Origin of the sequence: Paraburkholderia sp. J94, from assembly GCF_905220285.1 — a bacterium.
Classification (GTDB): Bacteria; Pseudomonadota; Gammaproteobacteria; order Burkholderiales; family Burkholderiaceae; genus Paraburkholderia; species Paraburkholderia tropica_A.
The window spans coordinates 349,566-374,971 of record NZ_CAJMZH010000002.1 but is presented as its reverse complement, the minus strand read 5'-3'; the positions used below and the strand labels follow the sequence as shown (position 1 = coordinate 374,971).

Below are 25,406 nucleotides of genomic sequence, written 5' to 3'. Positions count from 1 at the left end.
TACGTGGAGCGCTCGTGTTCGCGCACGGGCTATGCCTGATCGCGATGGGCGAGTGGGCTTTCCGGTTCGTTCGCCAACGGTGGAGATTCGGATTGCTCCGTGTTTCCAGCCGTGTCACGCGGAAGCATAAACCGTGACAAAAAAATTCGGTTGCAATGTGGTCGACCGCACGGTGCGAAAACGCCATCTGTGGTCAAACTTCAGACGATGATGATTGGGCGCAGCGCAGGCTGATCCGCAATCACGCTCGTGTGGGAGGCCATATGAAGGGTGCATTGACGGTTTTGCTCATCCTCGCCGCGCTCGTGTCGCCTTCGGCCTGGGCTCAGAAAATCTCGGATCTACGCCCCGCGAGCACCCCAGCGGGCGTCGCTACCGTGCCGTTTTGGCAAGTACCGAATTACATACCGAATAACACCCAGGCGTATTTGCCAACCTACGCTCAAGGTTTCGAACCGAGTGGCGGGACTGGACAGCCATCGATCGGAAAATACCCAACGAACTGGCCTCCCACCGAAACTCAAACCGAGCCGCGGGCCGAACCGCCTGCATGCGCCTCGCAGAGTTCGGGCAGCAACGACCTGGAACTCCTCGGGCGTAGCCTAAAAATAACGGGTCTATCGATCCTTGTTCTGTCGTTCGGCTCCTTCGTGATATTGCTCGAATTCGTCGTGATGATCCTTCGAAAGCAGTCCTGGAGCATCGTCACAACGCGCGTGTTCGGCTTGACCTTGGTGATCACCGTGGGTCTGCTGCTTATCACGGCTGGCTACGACAATACGCAGATCGCTCCGATGATGGGCCTTTTGGGCACCATCGTCGGTTACCTCCTGGGCAAAGGGGATACGAGCGACACGCAGCCACGACCGGCAAATAACCGGGGAACCGGTGCAGGCCGGATCAGGCGCCGTTAGCCGTTACGCACGAACGCGCTTTGTATTCAGCGCCATCCCGACACCGTGCCTGATGGCGAAGCTTTGATGAGTCGCGTTGACGATGAAAGGCTGGCGATTCAACCGTATCCGGCACACCAATTCAGCCCCACGCATACGCGCGTGGGAATCGCTGGAAATTGACAGTTTCAGACCTGAATGCCGAAGCAAACGTGGGCGGACATCGCTCTGCGTTTGCCGCGCCAATTCGATGCGATCCTGATCCGTTGCGCGGGCATCCACGTGAGCGGTGTGATCAGACGATCGAAGACGAAGTCGGTTGTCCGGTGATCACGAGCAACGCGGCTTTGCCCGGGTATTGCCTGAAGACATTGAATATCAGCGCAAGCCCGGGTGGGTTTGGCGCGCTGTCAGGTTGAACGCCGCATAGTTTGACCTCTACCGCGCAGGGGGAAGCGAAAGCGCTCCGTGCCAACTCTCCCCCTCATCATCATCCCGCCTAAAAAGCGTGAACGATGCCGAAAATCCCGGTCGTGATGTCCTTGCCCGGCGAAACGGCAATGCCTGGACCCGCTGCGTCCGTCACGGTGAACGCCGTCGTGCCGTGATTATGTACGCCCGCTACACCGGCATAGAGCCCCGTGCGTTTGGAAAGCGGATAGTCATAGCGCAAGGCCCAGGACGTGGCGTGACCGTCGCCACCAGACTTCAGGAAGTACTGCCCGAAGCTTGCGAGAAGCGAGCCGCCCCCCAGATGGCGAATGAGTGCGTTCACCTCATAAAAGTCGTGGTTCGGCGTGGCGTAGGCGCTCGAAATCGACGTGCTCACGCCGGTCGCGTTGCGGTGCATCTGGTACAGCGCGGCCGTCTTGACGAAACCGAAGTCGTACGAGACGCCGATCAGGTAGTACCGTCCCGTGCCGACCGACGTGGTGGTGGTCAGCGTCGCCGTGTTGGCGAAGCGCTGCTGCAGATAGTCGACGTCGGCAGAGAACTGGCCGGCCTTGAAGTTCACGCCTGCGGAAAGTGTGTCGCCGAGCGAGGCGGGCACCCCACTCGTTCCGTTTGCGCCGCGTGCATACAGCGCGCGCAACGTGAAGCCCGCGAGTTCGTTCGACGTGTAGCGGATCGAGTTCGCCGTGCGCGCCGCCGGCACGAACACGTAGTTGTTGGTGGCGTTGCCCCAGGCGAGCGCGTTGAGTTCGCCGATCGAGTAGGTGACGTAGGAGAGAAACAGCGGCGTGTAGTTGTTGCCCGCCTGGATCTGGCCGAACGGCCCGCGAATGCCGATCCACGCCTCGCGGTTGAAGAGTGCGGTGCTGCTCGCCATCGCGCCCGAGTTCAGGTTGAAGCCGTTTTCGAGCTTGAAGACCGCGCTATAGCCGCCGCCGAGATCCTCCTTGCCGAAGAGGCCCCAACGGTTCGGCGCGACGGAACTCGACGCCTCGCGCACCACGGTGTTGCCGCCCGTGCGGGCGACCTGGATGGCGGTGTCGAGGATGCCGTAGAGCGTGACGGACGATTGTGCGTGGGCAGCGGGCGCGACAAGCGCGGCAGCGGCGAGCGCAGCGATGGGCGCAACGACGGGCGCAAGCGGAAAGGACGGCGCGAACGATAGCTTCATGAAGTCTCCTGAACGGTGCCGTCGGGACGCAGCACTCTATGAAATCAGGAGTTTTGTGTACGGAGTAATATTCCGTCAATAAAAAATATACAAAACTATCGAAAACACCAGGTTGTGTATGTTGAGTGCGCGGACGAGCGCAACCGCGCCCCAAAGGGGCGAGAGGCTGCGTTGACAGGGGAGCGGCTTAGCGGGAGGCGGGCGGGAACAGATCGGCGTCGGTGAGGATGATGTCCGCCGTCTGCTGGTAATGCGTGGTGAGGAGCTGGATGGCGCGGGCGGCATCGCCGGCCACGACCGCGTCGAGAATTTCCTTGTGCTCGGCGCCTTCATGGCGCTTGGGAAACACGCGCCGCACGGAGAGCTGGCGGTAGCGGTAGAGCTGATCGGCCAACTGCTCGCAGAAGTTGATGAGCCAGCGCGACTGGCAGCCGCCGATCAGCGCGCGGTGAAACTCGCGGTGGCGGCGCTCCCATTCGGGGTTTTCCTTGTACTCGCTCTCCGAAAGCGAGCGCGGGACCTTGGAAAGCCGGTGATACGCGAGCACGACGTCTTCTTCCCATTCGGTCGAACGGGTGGCGAAGGCTTCGCGCAGGGCGATTTCTTCGAGCCAGCAGCGCGTTTTGGTGATCTCGTGCAGGTCGGTTGCGCTGATGCCGGCCACGGCGAATCCGCGCTGGTCGCGGCGTTCGACGAGACCGTCGGAGGTGAGCCGGTTGAGCGCCTCGCGCACGGGCGTCTGGCCTGCCTGGTAGTGGTCGCACAGAAACTCGATCTGGAGCTTGCGCCCCGGTTCGAGCTTGCCGTCGAGCAGGTCCGCGCGAATGCGGTCATACAGGTTCGTTGCGAGGGTTGCGACGCTCGCGCCCCCCGTGCCTGCGGGCGCAGCGGGGTTAGCTACGATGCGGGACAAGTCACACCTCATGAGGAATCGATCTGGGATGAAGTATATCTGATTTGGGCAGCAACACCGATCCACAGTAGGGCTTCAGTGTTTTCCCTTGTCAAATACACAAAACGTTAGACAGTCTGATTTTGTATATATTATGATCCTCAACAGATCGAATCGTGACTGGAGAGCAAGGTGGACTCGTTAACGCTGGATCAGGCAAAGCGTGCCGTCGATACGGCACTCGCCGCGGCGCGCCGCGAAGGCTTCAAACCGATGGCAGTCGTCGTGCTCGACGAAGCCGGGCAATTGAAAACCATGGTGCGCGAGGACGGTGCGACGCCGCTGCGCGTGGACATCGCGCACGGCAAGGCCGCGGCGGCGTTCGGCATGGGCGTCGCGTCGCGCACGCTGCATGAGCGTGCCAGCGCCAATCCGGTGTTCTTTGGCGCCATCGCGCCCGCCGCGGGCGGCAAGTTCATCCCGCAGACGGGCGCGGTCGTGATCGTTTCCACGAACGGTCGGGTGATCGGCGCGATTGGCGCGAGCGGCGGCACCGGCGACGAGGACGAGGCCATCTGTATCGAAGGTCTGCGCCACGCAGGCCTTGCGTACCGATAAGGCGACCGCTCGCCATGCATCCGACCTACCGCTGCGCGTGCCAGGGCATCGATGTCCATGCGCATATCGTGCCCGCCGAATTCCCGCGCTATCTGGGCGCACGCGTGCCACGCGAGTGGCCGTCCATGCGCGAAGCGCATGCGTGCCATCGACATGTCGTGATCGACGAGAAGATCTATCGCACGGTCTCCGACCTGTGCTGGGACACGCCAAAGCGGCTCGCCGACATGGACACGCAGAACGTGGCGATCCAGGCGATTTCGCCGATGCCCGAACTGCTCTCCTACTGGATGGAAGCGCCCGACGCGCTGCCGCTGCTGCACTATCTCAACGACACGATCGCGCAAATGACCGACGCGAGCGCGGGCCGCATGGTCGGGCTCGGCGCGGTGCCGCTGCAGAATGTGGACATGGCGATTCGCGAACTCGAACGCCTGATGGCCACGCCGGGCTTCGCGGGCGTCGAGATCGGCAGCAACATCAATGGCGCGCCCATCGGCGCGGCGCAGTTCGATGCCTTCTTCGAGGCCGCCGCCGCGCTTGGCGCAGCCGTATTCGTGCACGCGCTGCGTCCGGCTGGCAAGGAGCGCCTCGTGGGGCCGGCGCAACTCGTGCAGGCGCTGGCGTTTCCCACTGACGTGGGGCTGGCCGCCGCCTCGGCGATCACCTCGAACCTGATCGTCAGGTATCCGAATCTTCGTATCGCCTTCAGCCACGGCGGCGGCACGCTCGCCTCGCTGCTGCCGCGCCTCGAACAAGCCAGCCGTGTGTTCGCGCCGCTGCGCGAGACGCTGCAGCAAAGCGCGCGCGAGCAGGCGCGCGGCCTCTGGTACGACTCGCTGGTGTTCGACCCGGCCACGTTGCGCCATCTCGTCGAGTCGTTCGGCGATACGCGCATCATGCTGGGCACGGATTACCCGTTCGCGTTCCGCGAGCGCGATCCTGTGGGCGGCGTCGAAGCGCTCGGCCTCGACGCGGCCGCAGCGGAACGGCTCATCTATCGCAACGCCCGGGAATTCCTGGGCATCAGGAATGGAGCATGACATGACGCAGTGCCTCGTCACTGGCCTCAGAGGCATCGAGATCGGCGTGCCGGATCTCGAACTCGCCGCGCGTTTTTACGCGGATACCTGGCATCTCACCGAACTCACGCGCCGCCCGGAGAAAGTCTATTTCCGTGGCACGGGCGCGGCGCATCACATTCTTACGCTCACGCAGAGCGAGCACGCGGACGTGCGCGCCATCGAGTTCGATGTGGCCGAAATCGGGCATCTCGACACGATCGCGCGCGCGGTCGAAGAACAGGGCGGCACGGTGCTGAGCGGCCCGGCCCCCACGACGATGCCGGGCGCAGGCGTCGCGCTCGACGTGCTCGATCCGCAAGGGCGCACGCTGCGTTTCATTGCAGGCGGGCGCAGCCACGCGGACACCGAGCCGGTCAAGGACCGCCCGATCAAGATCACGCACGTGGTGCTCAACAGCGAGAACGTCGCGGTGGCGCAGGCCTTTTTCGAAAAGGCGCTCGGCTTCCGGCTCTCGGACCGCACGCGCGTCATGGCCTTCATGCGTTGCGGCAGCGACCATCACAGCATCGCGCTGGCGGACGCGCAGGAGAACAGCCTGAACCACATCGCCTTCGTCATGCCCGACCTCGACTCGGTGATGCGCGGCGGCGGCCGCATGAACGACGCGGGCCATCCGATCGAGTGGGGCGTGGGCCGTCACGGTCCGGGCAACAACGTGTTCGCGTACTTCCTCGGGCCATTCGATTTCGTCATCGAATACACCGCCGAAGTGCAGCAGGTGGACGAGAGCTATCGCACCGGCGGCCCGGACGACTGGAAATGGCCGCCGGGTCGCATCGACCAGTGGGGCGTGGGGCGCAATCCTTCGGACCGGATGAAGGCCGCGCAAAAGACGATTTTCTTTCGCGCGCCGCAAGCTTCTGCAACCGGGTCGCGCTGAAGCACGAATTAATATCGCATAACGAATCAATTTTTCTTGAAAGATAAAACATCATGAAACTGGTTACCTTCCGATCGGGCGACACGACGCGCCTTGGTGTGATCGACGGCGACGATGTCGTCGACCTCAATAAGGCCGACGCTTCGGTGCCCGCGGATCTGCGCGCGGCGCTCAAGGCCGGCGTGGACCTGAACGCGGCTGCACAGCGCGCCATCGAGAGCGGCGAGCACCGCGCGCCGTATGCGTCGCTCACGCTCGCGCCTGTCGTGCCGGAGCCGGGCAAGATCGTGTGCCTCGGCCATAACTTCTACGATCACGCCAAGGAAGGCGGCAATCTCAAGCCGGTTTATCCGCTCATCTTCTTCCGTGGCGCATCGTCGCTGATCGCGCACGAAGATCCGGTGATCCGTCCGCGCATTTCGGAAAAGCTCGACTACGAAGCCGAACTCATGATCGTGATCGGCAAGCGTGCGCGCCACGTGAAGCGCGAGAACGCGCTCGACTATGTGTACGGCTATGCCTGCTTCAACGACGTTTCGGTCCGCGACTACCAGAAGCGCACGTCGCAGTGGACGATCGGCAAGAACTTCGACGGCACGGGCGCATTCGGCCCGTGGCTCGTGACCGCCGACGAACTGCCGCCGGGCGCCGAAGGCCTCAAGCTGCGCCTCATCCTCAACGGTCAGGTCATGCAGCAGGCGAGCACGAGCGACATGATCTGGGGCGTGGCGGAAACCATCGAACTCCTGAGTGAATGTCTGACGCTCGAACCGGGCGACGTGGTCGCGATGGGCACGCCCGCAGGCGTGGGCTGGGCGCGCGATCCTTCGGTGTGGCTCAAGCACGGTGACCGTGTGGAAGTGGACATCGAACGCGTGGGCCGCCTGCAAAACACGGTGCAGGACGAGCAGAACGCAGTGGGCGCATGACGATGGAACGCAACAACCATTACGAAGTGGTCGTGGTCGGCTTCGGCCCGTCCGGCGCGGTGGCGGCGGGGCTGCTCGGGCAGCGCGGCCGCAAGGTGCTGTGCGTGGACCGCGCGCGCGAGGTGTACGACAAGCCGCGTGCGATCGCCGTCGACCACGAGATCATGCGCGTGTTCCAGGGGCTCGGTGTGGTCGAGCGCATTGCGGAGCATGTGGCCGTGTTCCCGCCTTCCGAGTATTACGGCGTGGACGGTCAGCTGATCAAGCGCATCGACACGGTGCCCAAGCCCTGGCCGCTCGGTTACATGCCGACGATGGTGTTCACGCAACCGCCCGTCGAAGCCGCGCTGCGCGAGCATGCGAGCGCGTATGACACGGTGGAAATCGCGCTGGGCACGGAACTCGTGAGCTTCGACGAAACGGCCGGGGGCGTGACGGTTCATCTCAAGGACGACACGGGCGCGACGCGTACCGTGACGTGCGATTACCTGCTCGGCTGCGACGGCGCGTCGAGCACGGTGCGTACGCAGCTGGGCATCGAATACGAGGATCTCGTGTTCGACGAACCGTGGCTCGTCGTGGACCTGCGCGTGAACGAGCGCGGCATCGAAAAGCTGCCGAAGGTCGCGATCCAGTATTGCGAGCCGTCGCGGCCCTGCACGTACATCGTCGGTCCGGGCGGCCATCGGCGCTGGGAAATCATGCTGATGCCGGGCGAAGATCCGCGCGACATGCAGCAGGAGGAGCAGGTGTGGAAGCTGCTCTCGCGCTGGCTCACGCGCGAGGACGGCGAACTGTGGCGCGCGGCGAGCTATCGTTTCCATGCGCTCGTCGCGAAGCAATGGCGCCGTGGGCGCGTGTTCATCGGCGGCGACGCGGCGCACCAGCAGCCGCCGTTCATCGGTCAGGGCATGTGCCAGGGCATTCGCGACGTGGTGAACCTCGTGTGGAAGCTCGACGCGGTGATGGCGGGCACGGCGCAGTCCGACCTGCTCGACAGCTATCAGGCCGAACGCAGCCTCCATGTGCGCCAGCTCACCACGCGCATCAAGGAGATCGGCAAGCTGATCTGCGAACGCGACGTCGACGCCGCTCGCGAGCGCGATGCGCGGCTGCTGCGCGAGGCGGGCGGCGTCGTGAAGACGATCGCGCGCCAGGACATCGTGCCGAAGCTCGACGCAGGGCTGCTGTCGCACGCCGCCCACGCAGCGAACGGCACGCTGTTCCCGCAACCGCGCGTGCAGCACGCCGACGATGCCGCATTGCTCGATATCGTGGCGGGTGGCAACTGGCGCGTCGTGACGCTGGGCGGCGAGCCGCTGTCGAGCGACGCACAGCAGGCTGCGGCGCGTGTCGGCGCGCAGATCGTCGAACTCGCGCCGGATGGCGACGCCCACCATGCGGCGGTGCTGCCCGACACGCATCGCATCGTCGAAATCGACGGCGTGCTCGCGGCGTGGTTCGAGCGCAATCGCTGTTGCGCGGCGATCGTGCGTCCCGATCACTACGTGTACGGCGTGGCGGGCGACGCGGCAGACCTCGCGCAATCGCTCGCGACGCTCGACGCGGCGTTGCACGGCTAACGCACGCGGACAGGCCGCAGAACGCGGCCTGTCCAGCAGCCTCGTTTCAGACCGCCATAAAAAAAGGCGGCACGGGTCCCGCACCCGACCAAACGGAGACAAACCTTGGCAACACCCATCAATGTCAGGGAGGAGCTGGCGCACGCGCGCATCGGCGGCTTCCATCTGCGCTTCGCGGTCCTCGTCGCCTGCATCATGTTCTTCGACGGCTACGATCTCTTCAACGCCGCCTACGTGATTCCGCTCGTGCGGCACGCATGGCAGCCATCGCCTGCGATGATCGGCATCATGCTCTCCAGCGGCATCGTCGGCCTTTCGATCGGCTCGGTGCTGCAAGGCCTGCTCGCCGACCGCATCGGCCGGCGCAAGGTGATGCTCGGCGCGTTGTGGACCCTGACGCTTTCCAGCGGCCTGCTTGCCACCGTGGTTCACTCCGCCGCGAGTTTCGCGCTCGCGCGTCTCCTGATGGGCACCGCGCTCGGCATGGTCACGCCGCTCGCGCTCACCTGCATCAACGAGTGGGCGCCGCGCCGCAACGCGAACACCTTCGCGACGTGGGTGTTTCAGTTCGGCTTCTCGGCGGGCGGCATTTTCGCGGGCGTCGCCGGGCTCACGCTCACGCCGCATCTGGGCTGGCAGTCGCTCTATTTCGTGGGCGTGTTGTCGGCGCTCGTCGCGGCGGCGGCCATGAAATGGCTGCCGGAATCGGCCCAGTATCTCGCCCTGCGCGGGCGCACCGACGAAGTGCTCGCGCTCCTCAAGGCCGCTCGCCCCGAGCGCGAGCCCGTCTATCGCGAAGGCCATATCCTGCCGATGCGCGCGACCTCGCGGCCCGGTTCCGTGCGCGACCTGCTGTCCGCAGAGTATCGCCGCAACACGCTCGTTCACTGGGTCGCGGGCGCATTGAGCCTGTTCTGCATCCACGGCCTGACCGGCTGGCTGCCCACCATGGTCGTCAACAAGGGCGGCGGCGTATCGTCGGCGTTCGGCTATGGCACGGTGGTCATGATCGCCTCGGTGTTCGGCGGCATTTCCATGGGCTGGCTCGCCGACCGCCTGCATAGCCGCATTCGGGCGATGGTGGTGGGCTATATCGTGGCGGGCATGTTCATGGCGGTGCTCGCCGTGACGCTCGGCAAGGCGGGCTCGATGGTGCTGATCGCGTGCGTGGGCTTCTTCATCTTCGGCGCGCAGGCGATCATGAACAATTACCAGGCGATGTGCTATCGCACGGAAATTCGCGGCACCGGCATGGGGGTCGCGGTCGGATTGAACCGGATAGGTGGCATACTCGGGCCTGTTATCGTGGGCGTCATCGCTTCGATCAACTCCGATCCGGTGTGGACGTTCGCGTTGTTCACGGGTGCGCTGGTGCTCGCGGCGGGCGTGATCGCGCTCGGCAAGACGGAGATCGCCGCATTGCCGGCAGCGGCGCAGAACGCCGCGAGCGTGCACGACGACGATGCGCTGCCTGCGAACGCGCAGCACGATCCCGGCGTGGCGGGCTGAGCGCCCGCGACCGAAAGGCCGATCGTTTTGAATAACAGGGCCGCCCGATGAGGCGGCCTTTCGCATGGAGACGCGAAAAATGCGCTTTAACAGGCTGGACCTGAACCTGCTCGTCACGCTCGATGCGCTGCTGGACGAGCGCCGCATCACGCGCGCGGCGGAGCGGCTGAACCTCAGCCAGTCGGCGATCAGCGGCATGCTTGCGAAGCTCAGGGAATACTTCGACGACGAGTTGCTGGTCCCCGTGGGACGCAATCTGGAATTGACGCCGCTCGCGCGCGAGCTGGTTCAACCGGTGCGCGATCTGCTGCTCCAGGTGCAGACGATCGTCGCGATCGATCCCGAGTTCGAGCCCGCGAATGCGCGGCGGCACTTCAAGATCGCGACCTCGGACTATGTGATCAACGTGCTCATGCATCGCCTGATTCCGGTGATCGAGCCGCTGGCGCCGCACATCACGATCGAATTCATGCCGCAAGTGGAGGATTCGGCGGAGAAGCTGCGCCGCGGCGAATACGACTTCCTGATCATTCCCGAGCCGTTCATCGCGCCGGATCATCCGCATCGTCCGCTGTTCGACGACCGTTACACCTGCGTGGTGTGGGAGGGGAACACGAAGGTCGGTGCGCGGCTGGAGAGTGTCGAGCAGTTCGAGCGCCTCGATCATGTTGCCGCGTTGCTGGGGTGGCCGCGCGCGCCGACCTACGATAGCCGCTATCTGGAAGCGCAAGGCATCGAGCGGCGCGTGCGCGTGACGACCTCGGACTTCTGTTCGATCGCGACCGCGCTGATCGGCACGCAGATGATCGCCATCATGCACCGGCGTCTCGCGAACGAGTTGTCACGCAGACTGCCGCTGCGTCTCGTGGACACGCCCATCGAGATTCCCACGGTGAGGGAGTTTTTGCAGTGGCACGAGTACAGGGAGAAGGACCCGTGCCACCGGTGGCTGCGGGAGCGTCTGATCGAGGCGGCCGCCGGGCTGGCGGCATGAGTGTCGCGCCGATCGGAACTTGAGGAAGGACTTGAGCCAGGGAAGGTCGCCTTTGGCGGCATGGCGCGCATAGCCCCGATGCTGCCGGGCGAAAAACGCCGAAACGGACAACGCGCGGACTGCGGAATTGAATCCGCTGTTCAATCCCGTGTCCTTGCGTCGTACTCGGCTTTTCGGTGTTTCAGTGCCGCTGCATGAAGTCGAGCAGCGTCGAAGCGAGGCTGTCGTCGGCGGTGTTGATCGCTTCTAGCTGGGACAAATGGTTGTGGCCGCGAATCACGGCGACGTCGGGGCCGAAGTCATGTTGCGTGGTCAGCCGCGCAAACAGTTCGCCCGCCTGGATCTGCATTTGCGGCGGATCGAGTTCGGCCCACGTGATGAGCAGCGGGAACGGTTCGCTGTCCACGTTCTCGACCGTCGACATGGCAGGGTAGCCCGCGAAGTCGCTGCCGAAATACGCTTCGTTGCGCGGATCGGGACTCGGAATGCCGAACTGCCGGCGCGCGAGCTTTTCCAGTTGCACGTTGTAGACGCCGGAGACGAGCAACGCAGCGCGCGGCGCGCTGACGCCCGCAGGCCGGAAGCGCCGCATGAGCGTGGCCGCCGCGACATGCGCCGCGCCTGCGGATTCGCCCGCCACGTAGATGCGCTGCGGATCGGCGCCGAACGCCGCGGCGTTCGCGTGCGCCCACGCCCATGCTGCGGCGACATCCTGCGCGCCGGCCGGCCAGCGGTGCGCCGGGCCGAGCCGGTAGCTGGGGACGACCGTGACAAAGCCTTGCCGCGCAAACCACCAGCCCACGTTGGCGCGGTCGCGGCGATCGCCGCGCACGAAACCGCCGCCGTGCACGAATAGCAGCAGCGGACGGCCTTTCGTGTCGCCGGTCGTCGGCAGATAAACGTCGAGCTTGTGCCGCTCGTCGTCGCCATAGGCGATGTCGTGGCGCACGTCGGCGCCGTCTTTGCGCTGCGTCTCGCGCAGCGGCGCGTACCAGCTTTTCACCAGCGGCGGATCGATCACGGCGCCCGTCGTACGGATCAGCCGGTCGAGTTCATCGGCGCACGGAGGGGCGTTCTGGCTCATCGTCGTGTGCTCCTTCGTTCAGCGTGCGGCGCGCAGCGCGTGCGGCGTCTTGTGGAAGCGGCCGTCCTTCATGATGCCGGTCAGGCGCTGCTTGTCCTGGAGGATGGCGACGTCTTCGGTCGGGTCGCCGTTCACGATCAGCAGGTCGGCGAGATAGCCAGGGGCGATACGGCCAAGCTCATCGGGCAGGCCCATCAGCGCGCCACCGAGCGCCGTAGCCGCATGCAGGGCTTCGGCGGGCGTGTAGCCGAACAGTTCGACAAAAAGCTGAAGGTCTCGCGCGTTGCGGCCATTCGGATTGAACGGGAAACCATAGTCGCCGCCGGGCAGCACGCGCACGCCGCGGCGGCGCAGTTCCGGCACGAGGCGCTGTTGCAGCTCGCGCACTTCGGCCGCGCTGCGCTTCATGTGCGTCATGTCGAAGTGGGGCGGCGGCGAGGCGTCCAGCGTCGCCTGAATGATGCCGATGGCGGGCGCCACGAAGATCTGGTCGCGCGCGGCCTCCAGCATGTCGAGCGCTTCTTCGTCGGCGTAAGTGCAGTGATAGAGCACGCGAAAGCCGTTGCGCAGCGCCATCTTCACCGCTTCGGCGGCCTGCGCGTGCGCGGCGAGCCAGACGCCTGCCGCGGCGGCTTCATCGCCTGCCGCCTGCGCTTCGGCTTCGCTGTACAGCAGTTGCTGCGACGCGCCCGGCTGCAAGGCGTCTTCGCCCGAGAGCAGAAACTTCACCGAGCGCGCGCCCATCTCCGCGCACGTGCGCACGAAGGCGCGCACGGCGTCCGGTCCCACGCCGTGCGGGTCCACCTCGCCGGGGTTCAGTTCCTGCTCGTCGGCGGCGACAGGCGGCGTGCGCTCGATGGACGACGCCACGAGCCGCGGACCGGGCATGCCGCCGCTCTCGATCTGCTCGCGCAGCGCGACTTCCACGCGCTTGCTCAGCGAGCCCGCCGAATAGGCGCTCGTGAAGCCGTGATCGAGCAGGATGCGCGCGTTGCGCGCGGTGGTGAGCACGAGTTCTTCGGGCGGCAATGCCATGCCGGGCACGAACTTCTCGACCGAACTGGGCCAGGACAGATGCGCGTGCGCCTCGACGAGACCGGGCATCAGCGTGGCGCCGCCGCAGTCGTAGAGGTCGTCGCCGTCCTGGGCGAGCGAGGGCGACTGCGGCGCCGCGAGCGCGACGATCCGGTTGCCCTCCACGCGCACCTGCGAAGGAAAGGGCGCGGAACCGCTGCCATCGAATACACGAACGTTCTGAAAAACTATGCCTGCCATGATTGGGGTCTCAAGTGAATTGTCGGAGAGTGATCGTCAGCGCGCCGGGGGAAGCTCGAAGTGCGTTTGCGTGCGCGCCACCGAGCGCAGGCGGCTGAAGAAGAGGAAGCTGAACAGGCCGATCAGGACGGCCGCGAACCCGAGCGCGCCGAAGCCGAAGCGCACGATCAGCATGCCGCCGAGCAAGGGGCCGACGGCCGAGCCCGCCATCAGCATCGCGGGGGTGTAGGCGACCGCGCGGCCCGTCTTGTCGAGTCGTGCGAGCAGGCCGAACAGGAACGTGTGGGTGAAGATCATCGCGAAGACCCACAGGCTCGCCGCGAGCGCATACGGAGCGAACGACGTCGTGTTGCAGAGCACGAGCGCGAGCACGCCTTGCGCGATGGGGCCGGCGAGCGCGACGTTGCGCGCGTCGAGCCTGCCCTGGAGCAGCGCGGCGAGCGCGGACGGCAGCAGATTGACGAGGCCGACCGCCACGAGCACGGCGTTCACGCGGGCATCGCCGAATCCGTGTGCGAGCCCGATGCGCTGCGCGAAGCTGAACACCATCGCCTGGTTGATCGCCATGAACACGATACCGATGATCGCGCTCCAGCAACCGCGTTCGAATCGTGTGTCCATGAGACGCGTGGCTTCGCGGCGCGGCGCGCCCGCATCGGCTGCCGCCGTGGCGGGCCATGCGAGCGCGAGCGCCAGCGCGGCGGCGATCGAGACCGCAGCGAACACCACGAACAAGGCCGCGCCGCCATGCAAGGCGATCAGCGTCGGCGTGGCCGCAAAGTAGACGACGCCGAACAGGGCCAGCGCGAGATGACCGAGCGCGAACAGCCGATGAGGATTGGCCGTCCTGCCGATGGCGCCATGCGCGACCGACAGCCCGCCGCCCACGCCGATGCCCGCCGTGGCGTGGGCGGCCAGCATGCCGCCGAAGGTCGTGGCGTGCGCCGCCAGCGCGAAGCCGCAGGCGGCCAGGGCGAAACCGCTCGCGGCCGCGAGCCGCCCCGGCAGCCGGGCGATCAGCGGCGCGATGCAGACCGAGCAGACGACCGCGCAGGCGAGGTAGGCCGTGGCGAGCGCACCGGCGCGTTGGACGTCGAAATGAAATCGCTCGATCAAGGTGTTGACCCACACAGGCAGGGCGACCAGGTCGATCATTCCCGCGACGTGTGCGGCGACAAGCGCAAAAGGTGAGCCGCGTCGGGCTGACATGTCTGTCTCCAATGTTTTTTGATGTGACGCAAGGCATTGCGTGTGCGGTGAGTGTAGGGGCTCGGCGCACAACGAGCAGACGCGTTTCGCGATACGGGCTATCACGTTTCGCGAGGGCTCGCCGCCCCCGAGCGCGCGCGTGCCTTGCACGTGCCAACGCCGCGTCACGTATCGCGAATCGAGATAGCAGGTATCGCCAAACAAGGCGTTACAGACCTGGAGGCGGCCTCTAGAATCCTGCCGGCACATTTGACATGGCGCAAAGCGCCGGTCAGCCATTCGTGCTGTGGCACGGCTAAAAAAATCAACCTGCTGCTTCCGCGCTGGCGGACGGTCTGGAAATATGGAGACAACATGACCACGCGGTTCAAATCGTCGGTGGGCGCGCTCGGCGCCACGGCGCTGGTGCTTTCCCTGTCACTGCTTCCGCCTGTTGCGCTGGCTGCCCAGACCGCCGCCGTCGCGACGTCGCCGTGGCCCGCACAGGTGGGCGTTGCAACGTGGCGCGCGGGCGTGGGACCGTTGCGCGCCGCGCGCATCGTCAGCGTGTCGGGCGATGTGTCGAATGCGCAGGCGCTGGTCACTGGCGGCGTCACGGTCTTGCGCTATCGCGCGGGTGGACCGGCGCCGGTCGTCGTGCTCGACTACGGACGCGAAGTCGGCGGCGTGCCGTATTTCGACGTGACGGCGCACACGGGCCAGCCCACACTCGCGGCGACCTTCAGCGAGAGCCGCGCGCACCTGGCGAGCGGCGACGTGACGGCCGGGCTGACGGTCGCCGTGGATCCGGCGCGCACGAGTCAATTTCCGGTGCTGCGCAACGGCACGATCTCGCATCCGGTCGTGCAGGGCGGCGAGCGCTATCAGGTGATCTCGCTGTCGACGCCGGGGACGGTCGTGCTGTCCGGCGCAGGCATCCGCGCGCTGAACGAGGCGAGCGCAGACACGCACGCCGCCCTGAACGAAGGCGCTTTCATGTCGAGTTCGGACGCGCTCAATCAAATCTGGAATGCAGGCGCGTATACGGTCGAACTCACGCGTCTCGATGCAAGGGCGCTGCCGTTGGCGTGGCGGATCAGCGACGCGGGCCTGACGCTGGGCGCGACCGGCACCGGCATCGTGCAAAAGAGCGGGCAGTGGCCCGCGGACTATGCGATGTCGTTCGACGTGCGCGTGGATCGCGACAGCGCGGGATGGGTCATGCGCGATCTGTCGAACCTGAGCACGCTGCGCTTCGTGCTGCATGCCGATACGGCGAACAAGGAGATCGCGAACACGCTCGAATTCAGCGCGTTCAGCACCTTTGCCGGGGGCAACAAGCGCGTCGCCGTGCTGAAGCTGCCCGCGACCGTGTCGCCGGGCACGTGGCACAGCGTGCGCACCGACATGCGCGGCCCGCGGCTGGAGGTGTTCCTGGACGGCAAGCCGGTCGGCTCGCTCGACGCCGACGCGCTGGGCGCCACCAGCATGCTGCTCGCGCCGGTGGGCAGCGCGGGTTTCTTCAACGAGCCCGGCGCGCTGGCGACCTACCGCAACCTGTCGATTACCGACGTGACGGACAAGGTCCTCTACGCGAACGCGCTCACGAACCCGGAGGCCCTGAACGACTTCTCCGCTCACACGAACGACATGGCCTTGCTCGTCGATGGCGCCAAGCGCGATCGCACCATCTGGTCCGCCGATCTCGCGGTCGCCGCGCCCACGCTGTTCTACACGTCGAATCGCGTCGACGCCATCGAAGGCTCGATTCGCCTGCTCGGCAGTTATCGCCTCGCCAATGGCGAAGTCTCGACCACCCATAGCTCGCAGGATCCGCTGATCGACACGCCTGCCGACGCTTACGGCATGACCGGTTTCTATTCGACGCAGTACTCGATGTACTTCGTGAAGCTGCTGCGCGACTACTACCAGTACACGGGCGATCTCTCGCTCGTGCGTGCGCAGTGGCCTGCGCTCGAAGGCGAGCTGCGTTATCTGGGCGATCACGTCGACGCCAATGGACTGATCTCGGTGGACGCGCGCGAGGCACAAGACTGGCTGCCCGATTTCGCGCATCCGGTGACCGGCGAGGTGACCGCCACCAACGCGCTCTATTACGGCGTGCTGGGCGACGCGGCCTATCTGGCCGGCGCGCTCGCCAAGGCCGACGAAGAGAGCGCATGGCATCAGCAGGCCGCGCGCGTTCGCCATGCGATCAACCAGCAGCTCTACAACGAACAGGCCGGGTTCTACGCGATGAGCGCGAACCGGCCGGGAGCGCTGGCGCAGGACGCCAACGCGCTGGCTGTGCTGACCGGCGTGGCGTCGCCCGAGCGTGCGCGCCAGGTGCTGGCGAGTGTGGCGAGCGGCCTGGCCAGCGAACATGGCCGCCTGGCGTTTTCGGGCGACAGCGGGCGTGCATCGATGATCAGCCCCTTCGCGAGCGACGCCGAGTTGCGGGCGCGACTCGCCACGGGTGATACGACGGGCGCGCTCGACCTGATCCGCTCGCTGTGGGGAACGATGATCGCGCCGGGCGACAACTACACGGGCACGACATGGGAAGCCATGAGCGCGGCGGGCGAGCCCGTCAGCCCGCAAACGAGTCTTGCGCACGGCTGGTCGTCGGGACCCACCTCGGCGCTGTCGCAATACGTGCTGGGCATCCGTCCTGCGAGCCCGGGCTATGGGCAGTGGCTCGTCAAGCCGCAAATGGGCGATCTGCGCTGGGCGCAGGGCAGCGCGCCGACGCCCCACGGGGCCATCGCGGTGAAGTGGAGCATCGATGCGCAGGGCGCCATCGCCATGCATGTCGTCGTGCCGAAGGGCACGAGCGGCACCATCGCGGTCCCGGCAACGCGCGGTGGCGTGCACATGAACGGCAAGACCGTGGCGACGTCCGCTGTGTCCGCGCTCGACCCGTACGGTGTGCATAGCGACGGACGCGCCTATGCCTATATCAACGACGTGGGCCCCGGCACTTACGACATCGAAGCCCTCAATTAATCGAGCGACGCGGCTGTCGAAGATGCAGCCGCCGCGATCTCGAAGCAGGCCGACTCATCCGACCGCGTCATGAAGCCCGCCTCGCAGCGGGCTTCATGCTTTTGGACGGTTGCCTGCGGACAGGCATCGTGAACAACGAAACAGACGAGGCGCCAGGCACACGGCGAGGCGAAACGCGTTCCCGATTACGCATCGCGATTCACGATAGCGGGTATCGAGAATGAGGCGGATTGCTGAAGAGGCAACCCTATAAAATTCGATCAAATGTTGATGTGACGCGTATAGCCGAGCCGAGATTCGTGCTTACGCGCGCCCAAGAACAGCCGACCCGATCTGCGTCCCCGCAAACGGCCCGGCCACCAGGAGACAAACAGGTTCCCACGTACCAAACGGTCGGCCGATGTTCCCGGTCGTGCGTCGTTGCGCTGATTGACTGAGCCGCTGCCTTGCCAATTCTTCCATGCGAAGTGGGGCTGTCAAAAGGGCACGACCTATTCCGCTTCACGCACAACGCGATCGGCAACGAACGCACGCCATGCCTGCATCGACCCATCCAGATCAGGTAACGACCGTATGAAGCCTCTGAACACATAACACTTCGGCTGACGAAGAGGCGTAGGCAGCAACCACGAAGCACAGCCGATGAACAAAATAGACACGGAGACAGGATGGCATACTCAACACAACTAAAGATCGCTGCATTGGCTTCGCTGATCGCCGCCGGTACCGCACACGCGCAGTCGAGCGTTACCTTGTTCGGCATGATCGACACCGGGATCACGTATTTCAGCAATCAAAGCGGACATTCGAACGTGATCGAGGACGGTTACGTGAATGCGCCAAGCATGATTGGATTCACGGGGCGAGAAGATCTCGGCGGCGGGAACCGGGCGATATTCCGGCTTACCCAGTCTTTCCAGTCGACCAATGGCAAGGCGATGGCTTCGGGTTCCGCTTTTGGCATGGAATCGTTTGTCGGCCTGGAGAGCGACCGGTATGGGACGCTCACGCTCGGTCGTCAGAACGATTTCATGGTCGAGATGTTGCAGTACACCGGGATTGTCGGGCCCATTTATGGTTATCACCCCGGCGATTACGATCGCATCACGGGCGAGCAGCTCAACAACTCGGTCAAGTACGATAGCCCGGAAATCGCAGGAGTACAGGGCGGAGCCATCTACAGTTTTGGTTCGACTTCCGGCAACGCGACGAATACCGGCCGGGCTTTCGGACTGAAGCTGAAGTATCACAATGGGCCATTCGCCATTGGCGCGGCCATGACCGATATTAATGGCACGACGATCAATCCCGCCGGAATCGGTCTCGCTTACGCGTTCGGAACTTCAACCGCGTCAACCGCGTCCAGCGGTATCGAGCTTCGCAACCTCACGACCTCAGCCATCGGTGCGGCCTACCAGATGGGTCCCGCCAGGTTTGTCGCCTCTTATTCCTATGTCCACTTTATCGCGCTCGACGGCGCTAAAGATCGACTTCAAACGGGTGACGTGGGCGTGATGTACGACATCCGGCCGGACTTGAATGTGGCAGCGGATTATGGCTACTCGGTCGGACTCGGCGGGCGTTGGCATGTCTATAACGCCATGATCAATTATTTCCTTTCGAAGCGGACCACCGTTTATCTCGACGCCGATTTCGAGCATGTCACCGGCGCGGGACAGGTGGCACAACTGCTTTACGCCAGCCCTTCTTCCAATTCCGATCAACTCGCCCTGCGGGTGGGGATATCGCACAAGTTCTAACGCGTAATTATTTTTTGCGGGCGATTCGTCTGGCGAGGGGCGCAACCTGGCTAGCGAAATCACCGGATTAATATCGACAGGAATATGGACAAATTGAACGCCAATCTTGATAGACGTGCCATGTTGAAATTGATGGCAACGAGCGCAGCAGCAATGCCATTCTCCAAAGCAGCTTTCGCCGAAGGCTACAAAAACCGGTCGAATTCGTTTCTTTGGGGCGTCGCGACGGCCGGTCACCAGTACGAAGGCAACAACACGAATGCCGATACATGGATGCTCGAGCACGTTTCCCCGACTATTTTTCAAACGCCGTCCGGCGATGCAGTCGACAGTTTCAGCCGATGGCGGGAAGACCTGGATATCGTCCGCGATCTCGGGCTGAATACATTCCGCTTCTCGATCGAATGGTCGCGGATCGAGCCAGCAAAGGGCGAATACTCCATTGCGATGCTCGACCACTATAGAAGGGTGATGGATGGTTGCCGTGAGCGGGGCCTGACGCCCATGGTGACGTTCAATCACTTCACGACGCCGATATGGTTCGCCGCTGCGGGAGGTTGGGAAGTGGAAGGCTCAGCCGATCATTTCGCCAGGTATTGTGAGCGGGTTGCGAGTCACATGGGCGACAGGTTGAGTTATGCGACCACGCTGAACGAGCCAAACATCCTGAAAATCATTTCGTGGTTGCCGCTGGCATTTCCACCCGGATTCGCGGAAGGTCAAAAGGCGATGCTGGCCGCAGCAGCAAGGGCCAGCGGATCGACGAGATTCTCGTCAGCGAATGTCGGCGATGCGGAGCCCAAAACGGCACAGATGATTCTGGCCCATAAAAAGGGCGTTGAAGCGATAAAGAGCGTCAATCCGCGAGTCAAGGTGGGAGTTAGCCTGTCGATCACGGACGATCAGGCCGTGGGCCCTGACAGCAAGCGCGATCAAAAGCGGCAGGATGTCTATGGCGTCTGGATGGAAGCCGCGCGTACAGGGGACTTTATCGGCGTTCAAAACTATGGACGGCAGCGTCTGGACCGGAACGGCGCGATGCCGCCACCGGCGGGGGCGGAAATGACGGCTAACGGGGAAGAGTTTTACCCGGACTCCCTGGAGGGTGCAGTGCGCTACGCCCATAGCGCGACCGGTTTGCCGGTGATCGTGACTGAAAACGGCATTGACGGGATCGATGACGCTCAGCGCGTACGCTATATCCCACTCGCCATCGAGGCCATGCAGCGCGCCATGAAAGATGGCGTGCCGGTACATGGGTATATTCACTGGAGCCTGCTTGATAATTTCGAATGGCTGTTTGGCTATGGGCCAAAGTTCGGGTTGTATTCGGTCGATCGTACGACTTTCGTTCGCACCGCAAAACCGAGCGCTTCAGTGCTTGCTTCCATCGTTAAGAGCAAGCGTTTTTTGGCTGCCTGATTTCGTCTGGTAGCCCGGGTCATCAGCAGAGTTGGCGTGAATGATGGCAGGGCGAGCATTAGCCCCCGGTATGACCTCGCGGTAATACCGGGGGCTAATAAGTATGCCGCTTGCCGGATTCAGTGAACCAGGCATTCCTGTGCCTCGCACCAGCAAACTCTCGCTTTTACATCTTCATATCAAGACGTCCGTAAAGACCATCGGCCTCCTTGTTCGGGCCTGCCGCAAAGAACAGCGTATTGGAGGGCTGATTGTTGAGGCCGTTGCCAAACGCGATGCCCCACAGTCCATCCTGTTTGAACGGCGTGTTGTTCGAGAGCGTGACGGTCGCCATGAATGCGCCGGTTGCCGGATCAAATGCGTTGATCGTGCCGTCGCCGAAGTTGCCCACGAGAATGGTCCCGCTCAGGCTGCCTAAATTGGCGGGCGCCTGGGCGATACCCCACGGTGCATTCAGTTGCCCGCGCGAGGCGAAACGCTGCAACAGGTTGCCCGCGGTGTCGTAGATATCGACGAAGCCCATGCCTGCGCCGGCGACATCGTCGTGTTTCGCCGCGTCCTGCATGGCGTAGGTCACGAACAGTTTCGTGCCGATGGCCTGAATGCCGAATGGCGCGAAGCCGGCTGGCAGCGTCGGGTCCTGAAAACCGCCGGGCATCGTCACTTTCGCGAAGTGCGTGTCGAACACGTCGATCTTGTTGTTGTGGAAGTCCGTCGCGTAGAGAAAGTTCGCGCCCGCATTGCTCGCAAGCGCGAGTCCCTTGTACACGGCGCCGCCGCTTTGATCGTCGTACGCAACGATCGCGTTGGTGGCGTTCACCGCGGGCGACCACGCGGTCAACGTGCCGCCTTCGCCATCGAAGATAAACGCGGCGACACCCGATTTCCCGCCTGCGCTGATGCTGAAGCTGGTCGTGCCATTGAAGACGATGCCGGTCGGATCTGCCGAGCCGCTTGCGCCCGTCGGGAGCGTGACGACGAGCGACTGGGGCACGCCATTTCCGTCGTAGAGCGTGGCGACGGAGCTGCCGTTGTCAGCGACCCAGACGAAGCCCGAAGGATTGAACGCGATGCCCCACGAGTTCTGCAGATTGGGATCGGTGTGCGAGGCCGCTACCGCGCCGTCCGAGACCAGCGCTGTTTCCGTGAACAGCGTAGCGGCAGCGGGCATCGACGATGATGGCATGGAATTTCCAGAGCCACCGCACGCAGCCAGCAATAACAGCGCGGCGCTTTCGGAAAGAATAAGACGAATGACAAGACCCGGGTTCATGATGGTACCTCCGGCATCGTCACAGCAAACTCACGTGGTCTAAACGGGCACCGATGTGTCTGTATTCCACGGTGAATGGAATATCTCTGGAAATAAGGGAAAGCCGCAAGCGCGCTGACGCACGATCATCAGGATCGTGACGTCAACACGTCGATTCACCGGCTTCCCTCGTTCGATGACAACTCGAATACGCACCGATCGGCTTTAGGGCTTCACGGTATGCCATATCCCCTTGAATCCGTCGCCGTTCATTTGTCCCGGCTGTTTGTCCTGCGCGAAACGATACAGTGGCCGGCCCTTATAGGTCCATTGATGTTTGCCATCACTGGTCGCAATGAATCCCCAATCGCCATTTGCCTTGTCGTACGAATCGGCGATTGCGGCCGGCCACATCGTGGCGCAGGCGCCGGCACAGGCACTCTTTCCCGGTACGGTGTCCTTGTCGAATGCATAAAGCGTCATCCCGTCATCGTCGACCACCATTCCATTGGCGATTTTCGGTGTCTCCGCGAATGACGCGACGGGCAGTGCGAGGGTCGCGATGGCCGCGAGGCATAACAGGGCTCTTTTCATGGTTTCAGTCCGTTTAAGGAAAGGGCGCAACGCATTCGCACGGCGGGACGAGGTGCAGACCCGGCGCAATCGCGATGACGTATTGGAACAGTGGCGATCCGCACTGTCCTAGCGCTTAAACGGACGGGGCGGGGGAGTTATTCCGTGATTGGCGCTCAGAACCTGTGCCGGATCCCCACCCGCAACGCCACCTGCTTATCGGTTGACGAAGGCGTGAGCCCGGTGATCTGCGCGACCGCCGCGCGGCCGGTGGAATCCATGCCGTCAGCCTTCTCATAGACCGCGATGGAATACACATCGGTTCGCTTCGACAGAAACCAGTCGATTCCGGCGCTAAACAAATGATAGTCGGCGCCTTCCTTGCCGCCCGCACCGCCATTGCGCGTGTAATCGTACGCAATGCCGGTGAGCAGGGAGGGCGTCATCTGGTATTGCAGATTCACTTCGACGTTATTGAATGCCGCGGTGCCCGCATAGTGCAGCGGATCAGGTCCTGCCGCCGAGCCGAGATTGCCGAACCGTGTATTCGAATACGCGACGTTCGTATTGAATGCGCCGAGTGTCAATCCCATGCCAGCCGCGGCAATTTCCATTCGGCCCGCCGACGCATAGCCCGCGAATACGGGATTCGATTCGGGACTCGTCGCGCTGCCGAAACTGCCGAGATTATTCGACGTCGCGGGTCCCGCATTCGGATTCGCGCCAAAGAACGAGAGATTGGGGTTGCTCACATTGAGGTAAGCGGCACCCGCTGAGAACGGTCCGGCCGCATACGATGCTCCTGCGCCCCAGATCGAGTTCTGTACGAATGAACCGGCGACGCCGCCGAGTCCCAGAATCGCTTCGACGGTCAATCCGTTCCATGTGCTGCTGCGGAACTTGATGGAATGATTGATGCGCCGGGTATTCTGCGCATTGTCGAGGTCGCTGGGGTGCGCGGTCATGTAACCGCCCCATTGCGGCGAGGCCAGATAAGGCCGGAAGAAATCGACGACGGGATCGTATTGCCGCCCGAGCGTGACGGTGCCCAGATCGCTTTTGATGCCGACGTAGGCCTGTCGTCCGAACATCGCGCCGCCTTGATTGAGTGCGCCGTTATTGCTGTAGAAGCCGCTTTCGAGCAGGAAGATCGCCTTCATGCCGTTGCCGAGGTCCTCGCTTCCCGTGATGCCCCAGCGGCTGCCTTGCAAGCCTGCCGAGCCGCCTTCGATCATCGCGATCTGATGGCCGCCGCTAAAGGCGTTCGCGGTCTTTCCCTTCTGGATGTTATTCGTATAGTTGATGCCGCTGTCGATCACGCCGTAAAGCGTGACGCTGCTTTGCGCGCTGCCAGCCGACGAATAGGCTGAACCAGTAATCAGGATACCAAAATAAATTGCGGACTTTTTCATTCGCGATGTCTCCAGTACGCGTTTGTGCCTTTGTTTTCCGGCGCTTCATCCCGAAGCGCCGCAGGTGCCGACTAGTGGTGAGAATTGGCCATCGAACCTGCCTCGTCGCGTTCGGCCTGTTCGGTGAGGCGCAGGAACAGCGTCATCAGGAACGCGAGAACCAGCAAACCGGCGAGGAACAGCAGGCCGGGCGTCGCGCTGGAGCCGCTGCCCTTGATATAGCCGATCGCAAACGGCCCCACGAATCCGCCGAGATTGCCGATCGAATTGATGACCGCGATGGAAATCGCCGCCGTCGAGCGCGACAGAAACAAGGTGGGAAGCGCCCAGAACGGCGACTTGAACGCGTAGAGTCCCGCGAGGCTCAGGCTGATCATCGCGATCGACACATACGGGTTGACCGACAGTCCCGCGCCGAGCAGCGCCAGCGCGGCCACGCCCAGCGGAATCGCGGAATGCAGGCGCCGTTCGTTGCGGCGGTCGGAATGGCGCGACCAGAGCACCATGACGATCGTGGCGAAGAGGTAAGGCACCATCGCGATCAGGCCGATCTGCGTATGCGTGAGCGCCGTCGAAAATCCCTTGATGATCTGCGGCATCCAGTAACCTACGCCAAGACTGCCGCACTGATACACGAAGTAAATGAACGCGAGATACAGCACCTTGGGATTACCCATCGCCTTGAGCGAACCGAAGTGACGTGCATTCGGCCGCGCGCGGGCGTCGGCGGCGAGCTGGCCTTGCAGCCATTCGCGTTCGGCGGGCGAGAGCCATTTCGCATCGGCGGGGCGGTCGCTCAGGAACAGGAAGCAGACGATGCCGCCCGCCACGGCGGGCGCGCCTTCGAGCACCAGCATCCAGCGCCAGCCGCTCCAGTCGAACCATTGAACGTGATCCATGATCCACGTGCTCAACGGCGCGCCCACGATGTACGACACCGGAATCGCCGCCGTAAAGAGCGCGACCGTGGTGGCGAGTTCCTTCGCGCGGAACCAGTACGTGAGATAGACGATGATGCCGGGGAAAAAGCCTGCTTCGGCCACGCCGAGCAGAAAGCGCACGACATAAAGCTGCGTCGCGGTCTGCACGAAGGCAGAGGCGACCGAGATCGCGCCCCATGTCACGAGAATCCGGGCGATCCATACGCGCGCGCCGAACTTCGAGAGCATCACATTGCTTGGCACTTCAAACAAAAAATAGCCAATGAAGAAAATGCCCGAAACGAAGCCGAATGCTTCGCTACTGAGCGCCAGTTCGCGGTTCATCTGCAACGCCGCGTAGCCGATATTGGCGCGGTCGAGATAGGAAATGATGTACAGCACGAACACGAACGGAATGATGCGCCAGGCGATCTTGCGCACGACCGCGCGTTCGTCGAGGGTCGTAGTGGGGAAGTGCATAGGTCTCCAGCGGCGGGGCGAGCCCGC

General features: G+C 63.6%; 20 protein-coding genes. 11 read left to right on the top strand and 9 right to left on the bottom strand.

Annotated features, from left to right (window positions below; translation table 11 throughout):
* Positions 1-155 precede the first annotated feature (155 nt).
* Positions 156-914 carry a hypothetical protein gene (locus U4Y88_RS04980; protein WP_321782651.1) on the top strand — a complete coding sequence of 253 codons (759 nt, stop codon included), beginning with the start codon at positions 156-158 and terminating at the stop codon, positions 912-914.
* A 478-nt stretch (positions 915-1,392) separates the two neighbouring features.
* Here the strand turns inward: U4Y88_RS04980 and U4Y88_RS04975 are convergent, their stop codons facing one another.
* Complete coding sequence (locus tag U4Y88_RS04975) at positions 1,393-2,517, bottom strand: porin (RefSeq protein WP_321782649.1); 1,125 nt, start codon at positions 2,515-2,517, stop codon at positions 1,393-1,395.
* Between the two features lie 187 nt (positions 2,518-2,704).
* A complete protein-coding gene (locus U4Y88_RS04970) occupies positions 2,705-3,442 on the bottom strand; it encodes a GntR family transcriptional regulator (protein WP_110330029.1) in 738 nt (245 codons plus the stop codon).
* Between the two features lie 159 nt (positions 3,443-3,601).
* Between U4Y88_RS04970 and U4Y88_RS04965 the strand changes: the two genes are divergently transcribed.
* The 7 genes from U4Y88_RS04965 (at position 3,602) to U4Y88_RS04935 (ending at position 11,007) form a co-directional block, all read left to right on the top strand.
* Entirely contained in the window at positions 3,602-4,027 is a 426-nt protein-coding gene (locus U4Y88_RS04965; protein WP_321782647.1) for a heme-binding protein, read from the top strand.
* A gap of 14 nt (positions 4,028-4,041) precedes the next feature.
* Positions 4,042-5,070, top strand: coding sequence for an amidohydrolase family protein (locus tag U4Y88_RS04960; protein ID WP_321782645.1), 1,029 nt, complete (start codon positions 4,042-4,044; stop codon positions 5,068-5,070).
* A 1-nt stretch (position 5,071) separates the two neighbouring features.
* On the top strand, positions 5,072-5,992 hold the full coding sequence (locus U4Y88_RS04955; RefSeq protein ID WP_321782643.1) for a VOC family protein: 921 nt from the start codon (positions 5,072-5,074) through the stop codon (positions 5,990-5,992).
* Between the two features lie 53 nt (positions 5,993-6,045).
* On the top strand, positions 6,046-6,921 hold the full coding sequence (locus U4Y88_RS04950; RefSeq protein WP_321782641.1) for a fumarylacetoacetate hydrolase family protein: 876 nt from the start codon (positions 6,046-6,048) through the stop codon (positions 6,919-6,921).
* Positions 6,918-8,504, top strand: a complete 1,587-nt coding sequence (locus U4Y88_RS04945) for a bifunctional 3-(3-hydroxy-phenyl)propionate/3-hydroxycinnamic acid hydroxylase (RefSeq protein ID WP_321782639.1) — start codon at positions 6,918-6,920, stop codon at positions 8,502-8,504. The genes U4Y88_RS04950 and U4Y88_RS04945 overlap by 4 nt, the downstream gene beginning before the upstream one ends.
* Positions 8,505-8,609: 105 nt before the next feature.
* Positions 8,610-10,013 (top strand): MFS transporter, encoded by a 1,404-nt coding sequence (locus U4Y88_RS04940; protein WP_321782638.1) that lies wholly within the window; start codon positions 8,610-8,612, stop codon positions 10,011-10,013.
* A 79-nt stretch (positions 10,014-10,092) separates the two neighbouring features.
* Positions 10,093-11,007 carry a LysR substrate-binding domain-containing protein gene (locus tag U4Y88_RS04935; protein WP_217086193.1) on the top strand — a complete coding sequence of 305 codons (915 nt, stop codon included), beginning with the start codon at positions 10,093-10,095 and terminating at the stop codon, positions 11,005-11,007.
* 181 nt (positions 11,008-11,188) lie between these two features.
* On the opposite strand, the gene U4Y88_RS04930 is transcribed toward U4Y88_RS04935, so the two are convergent.
* Genes U4Y88_RS04930 through U4Y88_RS04920 form a run of 3 tightly spaced genes read right to left on the bottom strand, consistent with a single transcriptional unit; the run spans position 11,189 to position 14,575 of the window.
* Complete coding sequence (locus tag U4Y88_RS04930; RefSeq protein ID WP_224009229.1) at positions 11,189-12,091, bottom strand: alpha/beta hydrolase; 903 nt, start codon at positions 12,089-12,091, stop codon at positions 11,189-11,191.
* Positions 12,092-12,109: 18 nt separating this feature from the next.
* The gene (locus U4Y88_RS04925; protein ID WP_224009227.1) at positions 12,110-13,366 is read right to left on the bottom strand and encodes an amidohydrolase family protein; all 1,257 of its coding nucleotides are present in this window, start codon (positions 13,364-13,366) and stop codon (positions 12,110-12,112) included.
* A 36-nt stretch (positions 13,367-13,402) separates the two neighbouring features.
* Positions 13,403-14,575 carry an MFS transporter gene (locus tag U4Y88_RS04920; RefSeq protein WP_415774393.1) on the bottom strand — a complete coding sequence of 391 codons (1,173 nt, stop codon included), beginning with the start codon at positions 14,573-14,575 and terminating at the stop codon, positions 13,403-13,405.
* Positions 14,576-14,929: 354 nt separating this feature from the next.
* On the opposite strand from U4Y88_RS04920, the gene U4Y88_RS04915 reads away from it, so the two are divergent.
* The 3 genes from U4Y88_RS04915 (at position 14,930) to U4Y88_RS04905 (ending at position 20,742) form a co-directional block, all read left to right on the top strand.
* Complete coding sequence (locus U4Y88_RS04915) at positions 14,930-17,560, top strand: alpha-L-rhamnosidase C-terminal domain-containing protein (protein WP_321782634.1); 2,631 nt, start codon at positions 14,930-14,932, stop codon at positions 17,558-17,560.
* Positions 17,561-18,228: 668 nt separating this feature from the next.
* A complete protein-coding gene (locus U4Y88_RS04910) occupies positions 18,229-19,320 on the top strand; it encodes a porin (protein WP_321782632.1) in 1,092 nt (363 codons plus the stop codon).
* Positions 19,321-19,404: 84 nt separating this feature from the next.
* Positions 19,405-20,742, top strand: a complete 1,338-nt coding sequence (locus U4Y88_RS04905; RefSeq protein ID WP_321782630.1) for a glycoside hydrolase family 1 protein — start codon at positions 19,405-19,407, stop codon at positions 20,740-20,742.
* Positions 20,743-20,908: 166 nt separating this feature from the next.
* Here U4Y88_RS04905 and U4Y88_RS04900 read toward each other — a convergent pair whose 3' ends face one another.
* The 4 genes from U4Y88_RS04900 to U4Y88_RS04885 form a co-directional block, all read right to left on the bottom strand.
* The gene (locus tag U4Y88_RS04900) at positions 20,909-22,015 is read right to left on the bottom strand and encodes a TIGR03118 family protein (RefSeq protein WP_321782628.1); all 1,107 of its coding nucleotides are present in this window, start codon (positions 22,013-22,015) and stop codon (positions 20,909-20,911) included.
* 204 nt (positions 22,016-22,219) lie between these two features.
* Positions 22,220-22,588, bottom strand: coding sequence for a hypothetical protein (locus U4Y88_RS04895; protein ID WP_310631290.1), 369 nt, complete (start codon positions 22,586-22,588; stop codon positions 22,220-22,222).
* A gap of 155 nt (positions 22,589-22,743) precedes the next feature.
* Entirely contained in the window at positions 22,744-23,979 is a 1,236-nt protein-coding gene (locus U4Y88_RS04890) for a porin (RefSeq protein ID WP_321782626.1), read from the bottom strand.
* Positions 23,980-24,050: 71 nt separating this feature from the next.
* Positions 24,051-25,379: an MFS transporter gene (locus U4Y88_RS04885; RefSeq protein ID WP_321782624.1), complete on the bottom strand. Its 1,329-nt coding sequence runs from the start codon at positions 25,377-25,379 to the stop codon at positions 24,051-24,053.
* Positions 25,380-25,406 lie beyond the last annotated feature (27 nt).